Raw genomic sequence first — 12,795 nt, 5'->3', positions numbered from 1 at the left:
TTAAGTTTCACATAAACCTAAAAAACATATCCCATTGGATAACAAGATCATTTATAAATTGCTTCTAGTTATCTATTTAAAGATCTTCTTCCCATGCTTCTTTTGCATTCAATAACCTTTGTGATAAAAACTCCGTGCTTTCTGCCTTTAGAGGATATGATAGTACATAAATCAATCCTGAATGAACAAAAAAAAAATGGATAGTCCTTTTGATTTTCGAAAGGCTCTATCCACTTCTTCTTTATATAAAAATAAATACTTCTTACTTTATAACAAATCAATATAACTATTACCCTCAGCTTTTACCAATCTTCTTCATCTTCATCCCAATTATCTTTAGCCTCCTCAAGGCGTTCGATAAAATAGTCTAAAAAATTATCGGCTAGTTTAACACCATACCCCTCCTGATTATCCCACGTAATAACTGGGCATTCTCCATTTTTCATTTTATTAGTATCGAGGCAATAGGCAAATTCATCAATATCTTCTATAACCACAAGTCCATCGATTAAACCATAATACTTTTGATGATCTTTGGTAGCAGTTACTACTGATGGACCTACAAAGTCATAACCAATTATATCAATACCAAAACTTCCCCCTGAGCCATAGTTTTTTAAAAACCATTTGTAGCTCTCCGGAAGTGGGACTTGTAATTTATTTTCTGTTTCTTTAACTTTGTCTTCACTTACCCCTCCAGTAAAATCATCATCTTTTCCATATTTCTTAATGAATTCCTGTAGACCTGAATATTTCACCAAAATCACCCTCTAATATTGTATTTCAAAAGTCCTTTCAAATATATTGGTTGGTGTATCCATTTAAAAGGTAATAATAATACGGTTAACCAATTAAGGCTAACCGCAATTGCTTAAAACAATTTAATCATCTAATAAGTCATCATCTAGCCACAGCTCTACATCATCAACATCTATATTATCAGTTTCATTAATTAATTCTAATCCACTTAAAAAACCTAAGAATGTTTCCGATACAAGATGTATATTTTCCCAATATGAGTTAATGTCATCTGAAGCAACTTCTATTCCTGCCATTATTTTAGCTTCACGTTCATTTTCATGGTCCCAGAAGTAAACTTTACCCATAAAGCTTTCCTTTACTCCTATGCAAGTTAAATTTCCTCCCGGGCTTTCCCCAATTGGAATCATACAATCTGGCATCCGAATTAAATAACCTTCGATTTGGTAGAATAAATTATTTTCACTAGATAATCCATAAAAACCTTCAAATACTTGAGTACCCTCCTTAGATGTCCAAGGTGAAGTCTCAATCGGTATATACGTTACCTTATTTTCAAAAAAAGTTTCATCATAGTTAAGAAGAAACTCCCTATAATCTTTTGGAATATTAATATCATACATCGTCTCTATTTTCTTAATCTGATTTTCTCTTGAACTTAAAGAAAAGACTTCTTGTTTCTTAATATTTAAGGTGTTTAATTTATTTTCTATTTGATCTATATAATTGTTACCCAAAAATCAAAACCCTCTTCTTAAACCTGATGCAGCACCAATGTGTGGTAGCCCGTTTTTCGCCTAATTTTGACTATTACACCCTTTGGCTTTCATTAATTTTTCATAAACTAACTTGGAGTCCCCTTCAGTCCATTTTTCCTTTAAATATTCAGCAATTTCTGTTTGTCCTCTTTCAATGGCAAATGCATGAGCATCTATATCTTTCATGTTGTCACCAGAGTATTTTATAGATATATCTATATTTTTCTCAACTAATAATTTAACAATCTCAAAATAACCACCATATATTGCAGCAAAAAGTGGATTTCTATCTGGTTCACTAGTATCCATCTCAACATTCTGGTTAATGAGATATTCGGGAATATCTAAATGCCCTTTTGTAGCAGCTCTTTCAAGGGCATTTGTAGAAAAAGTTCCACCCTGTGCATTAGTATCTATCCCGGCATTAATAAGATATTCTATTATTTTTAAATGCCCATAAGCTGCTGCTATATGTAACCATGTACCAAAGGGTATCATCCATGTTAACATTTCTGGTTCTCTCTCAAGTAAATCTTTTACCATATCCAATTGGCCACTTTTTATGGCACCTCTAATGTCTTTCGCAATTTGAATTTTATCCATTTAGTTTCTCCTTTATTTCCAAGGTCTTCTAGTATATCAATAATATCATCTAAGTCTGAACCCGCCGTATATGCTGCTTTTAATTGATTTTTAACACTTTCTAAAGATTTAATATTATGTTTTCCTATAATTAAATTTTTAAAAAAAAAAAGCATTTGTTGCCTAAAAGACAATCAAATGCTTTATCGTTAAAGTCATTACAAAAGCTTATCTTTAATCCAACGAGATTGTTTAATTTCGTAAGTTTATAGCTTGTTCCTTGTAACGATACTTCGTAAGCTTAAAATGTCATTTCACCTAGCTTGTAACTTATACAAAAAATCTAGGATTGCTTAAAACGGATAAATGTAGCTTCCTATAAGTATCATTATTCAGATTCATATAAGTTATTTAAGAACTCAACAAAAATATCTGCGAGGATAAACATATTCCCCATATCGTCCTCTGGTTCTATATCATGAATCCAAAAATATACCTTTCCCTGATACTCTCCACTAACCCCTAATAAAATCTCATTTCCACCTGGGTCATTAGCAATTGAAACAAAATTATTTGGTATTTCTCCTTCTAAAATCTCAAAAACTTTAGCTAAATTACTCTTCATATCCCCAATTCCATAAAACTTATTAATTAAACTTTCTCCTTCATCATCAGATATTCTGAAGTTAGATTCTTGAGGATATCCTCCATTGTATTCTAGTAGAAAATCAACATATTGTTTAGGTAGCGTAACATCGTACTCTTGTTCAAATTTTTTTATATCTTGTAAAGAAATCTTTGGATGTTTGCTAATCATTTTTGTCATATTCGCCCCCCTCTAATCTTACCTATTTTTCCCCTTAATTTTTGATTGACCACCAATATGTCTAAACTCTCTTTGAATATCTTCATATACTAGCTTCATCGTTTTTCCATCTTGGTGATGATGCCATGATACCCTTTTGGTGGTTTTCTAATATCCATTATAGAAGCATCAACTAGATATCATAACATCAGTAATGCAAAAAGAGCCCCATTACCACCTTACAAAGAGTTGCCCCCCCCGTTACAACTAGTGTCTTTTTAAATGATAAAGAGATATCGGCCTTTTTGTTGTGAATGGTTTTGGTTTAATAGCAAAAAAACACTTGTTGCCTATATTAGACAATCAAGTGCTTTTCGTTTATGTTTTTTTAGCTTAACAATAAGTGTTAATAGAATGCATAACGACAATAGCAATATTTTATTCTTAACTAGAGCCATGTAAAAACAATAAGCTGTTTATCTCTTTAGTTAATCGCATTTGCCTTACTTTCGGTAAACATGTCATGTCACCTATTCCTAGTATTATGCGACCTATCATTATAATACTTTCGGAGTATAGAATTACAGAAGGCTTGCTTCAAGTGCATCACTCAACATAGAATCGAAACTATCAAATGACTGAATTAAAGTTCCTGAGGGTTTATCAAGCTCTACATATACTCCCTCGTTTAAGTCATAACAATACCATGCAGTATCAGAATCCCCCAAAAATATGTATTGCTTTTGCCAGTCATTCTCATACCAAAGCTCATTTGTCTCAATAAACCCCTGAACCTCTTCATCTACTTCGTTATCTAGTAGCGTTTCATCAACACCATAGATTACTAATCCATTAAAGTCTAATCCATTTACATTCTTAAGAAAATCAATATACGACTCAGGAATAATAATGTTTCCTAGTTTCTGCTGAATAGATTGTTTCATTTTAATAATTTCTGAATTTGATACTGGATTCCTAAGTGAACTATCATATTTAACTTCAATTTTTTCTACTTTTATTAATAATTCTTTCCACTGGGGCATATGTACTCTTCCTTTCTTTAAAACCCTTTTGAAGGGTAAACATCATCCTCAAATATCAAAAAAGTATTCATTTTCTTCATCAATTTTTTTATAAACTCATCTAATGAATCCTTTATTTTAGTCTCAAAGAAGTGTACACAGGTCCTTTGAGTATAATTTAGATCAAGTGTTTAATATACACCCTCGTTTACTTCATAAAAAACAAGTTTGTCTGCTTCTTCATATATCCCCTCTAAGTCAGGGTCATACTCTGGATTGTCAACACTAAATCAAACAACTTTTTTAAGGGATAACTTCTTAAACTCTAGAGGGCTTACGTAGCCTAAAGTTCCATGAATTCGCAGCTTATTAAACCAGTTCACATAGTCTCCAAATTCGAGTGTTAGCTGATCTAAGCTTGCGAATGTTGTTTGATTGGCGAACTCAGTCTTAATGATTTTAAAGGTCGCTTCCGCGACAGCGTTATCATAAGGGCAACCTTTCATACTTAGTGAACGACCAATCTCAAATATGGTTAACGTTTCGTCAATCAGCTTGTTTTTAAATTCATTCCCTCGATCTGTGTGGAAGAGCTGAATATCACGGAGGTTCCCCTTTGATAGATGCAAACGCTCTTGCCACAAGCTTCGCATCCTTGTTAGGTCCTGTGCTAAATCCAATAATTTCACGATTAAAGAGATCGACAAAGACACATATGTAATGCCATTTATTTTTGACTTTGACATATGTTAAATCGCTTACCACTACTTTTTTCTCTTCTTTTTGTAGAAATTCCCGATTTAATTCGTTTGCCTGGACTGATTCGTTACATGAGGTCTTTTGCGGTTTGTACTGAGCGATTGTATAAGAGGAAACAAGCCCCTGTTCTTTCATGATTCGGCCAATTCGCCTTCTGGAGACCGTAAGGCCTCTTTTCTTTAATTCAACCTTAATCTTACGTGTTCCGTACGCCTTACGGTTTTTATCAAAAATGTCTAAAATGGCGTTTGTGACATCGTCTTCTGAGGTTCGTTCTTTTGCTTCGTAGTAATAGGTGCTCCGTGAAAGCTCTAGGACGCCACACATTGCTGATACCGAGTATTTATCTTTGTTCCGTTTAATTACATTTACTTTCGTCCTAGTATCAGCGCGGCTTGCTTTAAAATATCATTCTCCATCTGTAACTTCTTCAGTTCTTTTCGTAGTTTAATAAGTTCTTGTTCCTCAGGAGAACGGTTATCTTTTTCTTTAAAAGAACCTGTGTTTTCACTCTGTTGTATCCACCGGTCTAAAGAAGAAGGAGTAAGTTCATATTCTTCAATAAGAGCCTTTCGGTTTTTCCCATTTTGGTAGAGTTGAATGATCTGTTGTTTAAATTCGGAAGTGAACGTACGGCGTTCTCGCTTGGTCATTTTGAGTGCTCCCTTATCTGTAGTGAGTTAAGTGTATCTGCCCTTTAAACTTCTGTCCAGATAAGTGTAGACGATTCACTCAAAGATACCTTCCCTTAGAGTAATATCTGCAATAATATCAGGATCCATTAATCTACTTATTGAATTCTCATTATTGCCTTTTAAAAAACCATACCCAACTTCTAAGTAAAACTCCCTTAGTTCAGGAGGGAATTTAAATCCGAGTCTTTGCTCTGCTTCTATAAGATCTTTTTCTTTCAATGGAAAAAACTTATGATTTTTTTTATATAATCAAATTTAGCCACCATCAATTTCCTCCTTGGAAACAATTTATTTGATGGAGATCCTTTACCATGAATGCCTGCCTGATGTTCATCAGGCATTTGGCAGGACGTATATTAATTGTTCCATTTGCGCTTTATAAATTTTTAATCCTGTTGTTGTCTCTACATTTCTAATATAATCTAAGTTTATCTGTTTTTTTATAGTAGCAGTAGGACACCCTATATATATCATGACAATTAAATAATTAGTCTATTTTTTTTCTATTCCTTTTCATCCATCTTCTGCTTTAAATATTCAGCAATTTCTGTTTGCCCAAATTCTCTAGCATATTCATATGCATCCATATTCTTAATACTCTCTCCCGTATATCTAATTGAAATATCTATTCCTTTTTCAACTAGAAACTCCACAACTTCTTTATGTCCTCCATAAATCGCTCCAAATAATGGATTTCTTTTTGCTAAGGTCACATCTAATTCTGCGCCTCTCTCTATTAAATACTTAACTATCTCCAAATGCCCCTCTCCTGCAGCCACTCTTAAAGGAGAAGCATCAAATATATCACCTTTTGTATTGACATCAATTCCTTTAAGAATCAGATATTCTACTATTTCAAAATGTCCTTTCTTTGCTGCAACATGTAACCATGTACCAAATGGTGTCATTGTATGTAAAGATTCTGGATTATCTCCTATTAAACGCTTTACTTCATTATTATCACCGAGCTTAATAGCATTTCTTATAGTTTTATTTAGACTTTTTTCATCCATAACATTACCTCCTGTATTTCTACTACCTTGAACTAGCTATGTCTCCTAAATCTTCAAGAACTTCAACAGTCCTTAACCGATTCACTACTTCCTAGAGCATCAATACTATGTCGTCCTATTACGGCATTGGGTGCCCAAATAAATCTAAATGAAAAAAAATGGATAGTCCCTTTGATTTTTGAAAGGCTCTATCCACTTCTTCTTATATAAAAACAATTCTTACTTTATAACAAAACAAGATAAATAACTATTACCTTAAGCTTTTACCAATCTTCTTCATCTTCATCCCATTCTTCTTTTGCCAATTTAAGGCGGTCAATGAAATAGTCTAAAAAATTATCGGCAAGCGTTCGACCATAGCCTTCTTGATTATCCCACGTAATAACTGGACATTCTCCATTTTTCATTTTATTAGTATCGAGACAATAAGCAAATTCATCTATATCTTCTATAACCACAAGTCCTTCAATTAAACCATAATACTTTTGATGATCTTTGGTGGCAGCTACTACTGATGCACCTACTAAGTCATAACCAATTATATCAATACCAAAACTTCCTCCTGAGCCATAGTTTTTTATGAACCACTTGTAACTTTCCGGTAATGGCACCTGTAATTTATTTTCAGTTTCTTCAACTTTTTCTTCACTTACCCCTCCCGTAAAATCAGCTTCTTTGCCATACTGCTTAATGAATTCCTGTAAAGCTGAATATTTCACCAAAAATCACCTACTAATCTTGAATTTCGTATTGCACGAACAAGTTTTAAGAATACAACAGAATAAATATATTAAATTTTTTCTGCTAATTTATCGGGCAATTGATGACTTCATTGGCTTTTATGAATGGGGCCCGAAATAACCCCTGACACCATAGATGCCAAGGGTTTAGATTAATACGACATATATTGTTCGCGCTACCTGGGTGAACTTGTTATGTAAGATATCTTCGATTTTTATTTAGTTTTCACCAATACACATAGTGCTTATTTAATAAGGCTTCACATAACCTTTATAGACTTTTTAGTTTTTTTTTCATTTCAACAAACAATCAAACTAAAAGCATAAATTCAATTCTCATTTTTCTTGAATCTTTCTGGAATTTTATTTTTCCAAATTAGCATAAGTTCTTTAAATTGTTCTGTCTCCATTTCGTTTTCATAAGGCTCTTCATATGTAAAAAAGTGTTCAAGGACTGTCACATCTTTTTTTATTAGCACACTTGTGGCATTAAGTTGAATTTCAAACTTTTCGTGTAAACCATTTATAACATTTTCAACTATTGTAATATACTCATCTGCTTCTTCCTCAGTAGGGATGTCTTCAATAAAATCAGCGAATAATTCTATCTCACCTGGTAATTTTATTCTCAGCATATCTAAATGATCCCTATAAAACTCGTATGAATATTTCATACTCAACCTCCTTCATAAATTGGATAGGCAGTAGCAATGGTACCGTCTGGTTTTAAATACATTTCTATTGTAATTCCAGAAGAAGTTACCGTTGAATATTTATTTCTACCTATCTGTCCTTTATTATTAAAAGCATCTTCAATAGCTTTTAAAACTTGTATCCGATCCCACTCTTTTGGGAAAAAACTTGATTTTGCTCTTTTTTCTACCCCATCTATTACCACCTTAGCTCTATATACTCCATTTCTATCAGGTCTTGTTTCTGTGCCCGGAATTATTTTACCGCCCATCATGCTCTCGTGATGATAACCAACAGCTTGTCCACGTCGATTAATCTCTCCGTGATAAACATGCCTCATAGTATCTATAGTAAACTTCTTCCCACCATCTCCACTAACCTCAGACTCCACTTTCGCCATAGAAATTAACTGATCCTTCAACCCAGCACCATTAACCACATTATAAGGTACTCCCCCTGCCAACGACAGTTGGTTTTTAGGATTGTATGGTAATAGGTTAGGGATAGTGGCCAGTTCTTTTGCCTTCGAGGCACCTTTTACTGCAGCCGCTTTTGTAGCCGCTACCCCAGTTTTCGTTACGGCTCCCGCGCCTTTTGTCCCCACTACTGATGTGACGACTGTTCCGAGGGCGTAAGTTACCCAATGAGACCGCGAATAGGCATCGCCATTTACCATATCTCTTTCATATGAGTCCGAGATGGATTTGGATATATATTTATAGGTTTTTATCGGGTGCATGATCGAATTTGCTACGCCTTCAACCGTTTCTCCAGGGTCTGTGACAAAATCCCAAATTCCCGTCACAAAGTCTTTCCCCACATCATAAAGGCCTACGCCAATTCCTTTTGCTATGTCTGCCGTTTGCTTGGACGCTTCTAGCTGCATAACATATTGCTGTTGGGTGGGGCCTAGGTTTTCATACCCGATCTGCTCGGCGATTTTGAGGAACTCATCTGGATCTGTTACATGATCGAGTTGTGCCTTCAATTCCTTGATCCGACGGTTCTCTGCTTCCTCTTTCTTAACCTTCAGATATTCCGCAGTTTCTTTTTTCCTGACTGCTAGGTTTTTATAGGCTTCACTATTTTTATAAGCTGCTGCATTAAAATAGAGCGGGGATACTTCTCCTCCCCTTGTACTGGATACTTTCAATTGCTCCAAGAGTGCTGTCACTGCCGCTTGGTCCGCTTCGGATTTAGCATATTCAGTCGTCCACTTATGATCGATTTCGTTTACTTTGTCTATCGTTTGGGTCCGTTTCTTTTCAGCTTTCTCCATATTTTCAAAGACCGCATCGTCAGAAAAGGGCTCTAACTGAATGATATCACCAATTCCAGCAAATATTTTTTTCAAATCATTTTTTTGGGCCGTGACCATTTCCTTGGAATTTCGACTGGCGTTTTCCAGCTCTTCCTCTAAAAAAGGAATTGTGACCACGGTTTCACTCAGGTTAGCTTCGATTGTATCTCCTTGAATTCCACTTAAAAAGGCAACATGCCGATTGATCAGACGCAGCCAAGAATCCACGACATCGATCTGAGCTTTGTAAAATCCTTTAATGGCCACTGCGCCTTGCCCCTGCAGCTCATCATCCAAATTAACGATACTCTCAAATCCTTTTTTTAATTCCGTGAGCTGTTCTTTTAGGTCCTTATATTGTCCGACACGCGTTTGCATGGCAGAAACTAGTGTTTGAGATTCGTAAATCATCGACATAATGGAAAATCCTTTCAACTTCTTTTCTTATAACTAGATTTCATTTGTATGTAATATTTTTATTCACTGTAAAATTATGGACTAAATATATTTTAGAAGAGTTTCTAAATTTATTCAAGAAATGAAGCGGGGATTTCATTAAACAATTGTTTTTTTTAAATCAACTTTAACCTAAGCTTAAAACACTTTGAGACGCTATAATGTTGTCCAGCGCCACTGATCATCAATACGCGTTCTTCTGTTGTTCAGGTTAGTAAGTGGTTCAATTTTTTCCCATTATTTAAAAATTAGTTCCAACGATAAGAGATGGTTAGGATCTAATGGGTGGGTTAAAATGCAAAGGGTAATAAAAACTAGTAAAGGAAATATTCATTTTAACTATAATAAAAAATCAAAAAAATATGATGATTTTAAATATAAATGATTGAAGAAGATTATCTAGTGAATTTATTCAGAAGCGTAATAATTTGGTTCCTCTAACCTTCTCAATAATTTTCATTTATAAATAAAAATAACAGACATTAAATTTATGTTTACAATTTAATGTCTGTTATATCCCAAAAAGAAAGAGGCCATTAAAATGATTGTCAAATGTAAATCCTCTGAATGGTATATGTTCAGTCCTAAAGTGTAAAGGAAGGGCATAACATTAAAACTAAATATGATGAGTTAGAAATCAAGAATATTATGTCTATAGTATGATTTTGTATGAGGATGGTATAAGATATCTAATTTACGTGGATTCTGAAGTCCCAGCTTTCCCTCTTTGGTATCCCGCTGAGTTATTTGAAGTATCGGATAATACTTTACCTGATAATTGGCACTATAAATTTAATGGTATTATTGATGGAGCCGTATCTGCGATTTGGAGATACGAGGAGTTAGTTTTCTCTGATAGTCATTTTGATGGTTTAGGTGAACAGGATGTAAAAGACATCGGTTTGTTTTTAAAAAGAAAAAAGGAAATGTATGACAAAATGTACTAGTCTAAATTTCAGCCACTAGAAAAAGATTTTTTAAAACCTTTTTCTTAAATTATCTTATTTCAAATAGAAAAGAAAAAATAGTATAGTAATCTCGGTATTCAATCGGGGAAAGGCGTTAAAATTTTCTTGAAATCATATGCTATAGGAATGAATGAACGGTGCATCTTAGTAATTGACCTGTATCTTTGAGATGATGAAAACCTGATTTTACAGAACGGGATAGACAAAACCATGAATATAAGTGGAGTAAAATTAATTCTTTGGAGTGGCGTAAAATCCTTATAAAATTATGCACCCTCTGAAGCTAGCAATACGTCCACTTAAAACTAAATACTTTTCGGAAAGCCATACTCTTTCCAGGAAATAAATGTATATAATTCTCTTCACCTACGATTAGTAACTCAAAAGTACAAAAGCCTCCCAAAAGATCCAGCAAATAATAATAAAAATTCACGGAAAGCACCAGATATATTTACATCGGTCCCTCCTTAAAGCTTCTCCTTCAATTTTCAATAATTAACAGAATTCTCCATCATCCAATCCTTGCAATTTCATATCAAATCTCGTTTTTCTAATAAACCCCTGAATATCTTCATCTGCTTCGTTATCAAGTAGCGTTTCATCGACACCATAGATTACTAATCCATTTACATTCTTTAGAAAGTCAATATACGACTCAGGGAAAATAATGTTTCCTAGTTTCTGCTGAATAGTTTATTTCATTGTTATAATTTCTGAATTCGATACTGGATTCCTAAGTGAACCATTATATTTCCCTTCATTTTTTTCTATTTCCAGTCTCAAAGAAGGAAAATGCGGATTGACAACGTTAAGCACATTTCCCTGACGCTACCCGGGTACCACCAGCAAAACGCGAATTTACAACGTTTAGGATATTCCAGTTTCATATGTTTATTATCGGTACTGAAAAAGGATCTTCAAACGGGACTGTTGACAAACTAAAGAATCTCATAACCGGACACAACATATAGTAAACAAAAAAAGAAGATAAACACTACATTCAGTAGATGTTCATCTTTTTTTGTTTAAAGGGGTATTTGTCAACAGCTCCAAACGAAGATCCTTTTGTGCTGTTTTTTCAACTAAAGTGCATATGGATAAGGAGTTATTCCACACCTGATTCATACGATATTATTAACAAAGAATGCTCTTTCTCATTTAAGTAAAACTGTCATTACTTTATTAGTCTTTTAAAAATGTTAGTAACGCTTCATTGAATTCTTTTGGATGAGTTGCGTTTAATCCATGCGGACCACCCTTTATTAGAGCGAGCTTACTACCAGGAATGGAATCATATGTACGTTTTCCACTTAACTCAAAAGGTACAGTTGCATCAGAGTCACCGTGAATAATAAGAGTAGGTATATTGAACTTTTCCAAGTCCTTTCTAAAATCTGTCTTACTAAAGGCCGTTATACAATCGAGCGTTCCCTTAGGTGAGGCACTAGCTGCAATATCCCGATTATATAAACGGAATGGCTCACTAACTAAATCTGTTTGATTACCAGCCGCGAAAAATCCCTTCGTGAATTTGTCAAGAAATGCAAGGCGGTCATTTATCACGCCACTTTTGAATTCTTCAATTGTTGCATCATCTAATGCTCCTTCAGGATTATCCTCTGATTTGTATAAATAAGGAGGAACTGCTCCAGCAAAAACAGCCTTTTCAATACGATCTGTTCCATACGTACTAATGTATCGAGCTACCTCACCTCCACCCATAGAAAAACCAACAAGTGTGACATTTTGAAGATCTAAATGTTCTAACAGTTTATGTAAATCAGAAGCAAATGTCTCATATTCATATCCTTCCCACGGCTGAGATGATTTTCCAAATCCTCGACGATCATATGTTATGACTCTGTAACCTGCTTCAATAAGAGCTGGCACCTGATATTCCCAAGAGCGTCCACTTAAAGGCCAACCATGTATTAAGACAACGGGTTTCCCTGAACCATAGTCCTCATAATAAAGTTCAATTGGAGCATGATTTTCATTACCTACAGTAAATTTTGCCATATAAATTTCCTCCCATGAATCTATATTCTTGCTTCTCTGATCAAAAAAACTCTTTATCCAAAACATTTAAAATATTTTTTTTGCAAAATGTTTATAGGATTATTATATTCCCCACTATTAAAATTGTAAAATTATAGGAAAAATATTAAATCAATTAATATATTAGATTACAATTTATTTGTTTAAACCAAGGTGTGTAAATTATTAAAAAATATTGAAAAAATTA

At 34.1% G+C, this 12,795-nt stretch carries 11 protein-coding genes and 3 pseudogenes; 1 reads left to right on the top strand and 13 read right to left on the bottom strand.

The genetic code is table 11. The features are described 5' to 3' along the window. Positions 1–302: 302 nt before the first annotated feature. The 12 genes and pseudogenes from QFZ73_RS16895 to QFZ73_RS16840 form a co-directional block, all read right to left on the bottom strand. Positions 303–758: an SMI1/KNR4 family protein gene (locus QFZ73_RS16895; RefSeq protein WP_307268456.1), complete on the bottom strand. Its 456-nt coding sequence runs from the start codon at positions 756–758 to the stop codon at positions 303–305. 123 nt (positions 759–881) lie between these two features. Next, positions 882–1,496, bottom strand: coding sequence for an SMI1/KNR4 family protein (locus tag QFZ73_RS16890; protein ID WP_307268453.1), 615 nt, complete (start codon positions 1,494–1,496; stop codon positions 882–884). Between the two features lie 60 nt (positions 1,497–1,556). After that, complete coding sequence (locus tag QFZ73_RS16885) at positions 1,557–2,120, bottom strand: ankyrin repeat domain-containing protein (RefSeq protein ID WP_307268450.1); 564 nt, start codon at positions 2,118–2,120, stop codon at positions 1,557–1,559. A gap of 367 nt (positions 2,121–2,487) precedes the next feature. Further along, the gene (locus QFZ73_RS16880; RefSeq protein WP_307268447.1) at positions 2,488–2,925 is read right to left on the bottom strand and encodes an SMI1/KNR4 family protein; all 438 of its coding nucleotides are present in this window, start codon (positions 2,923–2,925) and stop codon (positions 2,488–2,490) included. Between the two features lie 18 nt (positions 2,926–2,943). Then, positions 2,944–3,027, bottom strand: a pseudogene (locus tag QFZ73_RS16875) (HNH endonuclease); the annotation flags it as partial. Positions 3,028–3,485: 458 nt separating this feature from the next. Beyond that, positions 3,486–3,947, bottom strand: a complete 462-nt coding sequence (locus tag QFZ73_RS16870) for a YrhA family protein (RefSeq protein ID WP_307268444.1) — start codon at positions 3,945–3,947, stop codon at positions 3,486–3,488. A gap of 269 nt (positions 3,948–4,216) precedes the next feature. After that, positions 4,217–5,338 (bottom strand): annotated as a pseudogene (locus QFZ73_RS16865) (IS3 family transposase). 78 nt (positions 5,339–5,416) lie between these two features. Continuing rightward, a pseudogene (locus QFZ73_RS16860) lies at positions 5,417–5,643 on the bottom strand (SMI1/KNR4 family protein); the annotation flags it as partial. A 240-nt stretch (positions 5,644–5,883) separates the two neighbouring features. Beyond that, a complete protein-coding gene (locus QFZ73_RS16855; RefSeq protein WP_307268441.1) occupies positions 5,884–6,393 on the bottom strand; it encodes an ankyrin repeat domain-containing protein in 510 nt (169 codons plus the stop codon). A 263-nt stretch (positions 6,394–6,656) separates the two neighbouring features. Continuing rightward, entirely contained in the window at positions 6,657–7,112 is a 456-nt protein-coding gene (locus QFZ73_RS16850; protein WP_307268437.1) for an SMI1/KNR4 family protein, read from the bottom strand. Positions 7,113–7,462: 350 nt separating this feature from the next. After that, on the bottom strand, positions 7,463–7,807 hold the full coding sequence (locus QFZ73_RS16845) for a tRNA-Val4 (RefSeq protein WP_307268434.1): 345 nt from the start codon (positions 7,805–7,807) through the stop codon (positions 7,463–7,465). Positions 7,808–7,809: 2 nt separating this feature from the next. Next, positions 7,810–9,543: a T7SS effector LXG polymorphic toxin gene (locus QFZ73_RS16840; RefSeq protein WP_307268432.1), complete on the bottom strand. Its 1,734-nt coding sequence runs from the start codon at positions 9,541–9,543 to the stop codon at positions 7,810–7,812. Positions 9,544–10,280: 737 nt separating this feature from the next. On the opposite strand from QFZ73_RS16840, the gene QFZ73_RS16835 reads away from it, so the two are divergent. Next, positions 10,281–10,529: a hypothetical protein gene (locus tag QFZ73_RS16835; protein WP_307268429.1), complete on the top strand. Its 249-nt coding sequence runs from the start codon at positions 10,281–10,283 to the stop codon at positions 10,527–10,529. Positions 10,530–11,732: 1,203 nt separating this feature from the next. Here QFZ73_RS16835 and QFZ73_RS16830 read toward each other — a convergent pair. Then, positions 11,733–12,569 carry an alpha/beta fold hydrolase gene (locus QFZ73_RS16830; RefSeq protein WP_307268427.1) on the bottom strand — a complete coding sequence of 279 codons (837 nt, stop codon included), beginning with the start codon at positions 12,567–12,569 and terminating at the stop codon, positions 11,733–11,735. Positions 12,570–12,795 lie beyond the last annotated feature (226 nt).

The sequence above is a fragment of the Peribacillus sp. V2I11 genome (assembly GCF_030817135.1).
GTDB classification, from domain to species: domain Bacteria; phylum Bacillota; class Bacilli; order Bacillales; family DSM-1321; genus Peribacillus; species Peribacillus simplex.
The sequence above is the reverse complement of the archived record's forward strand: the minus strand, read 5'-3'. Positions and strand labels throughout refer to the sequence as shown.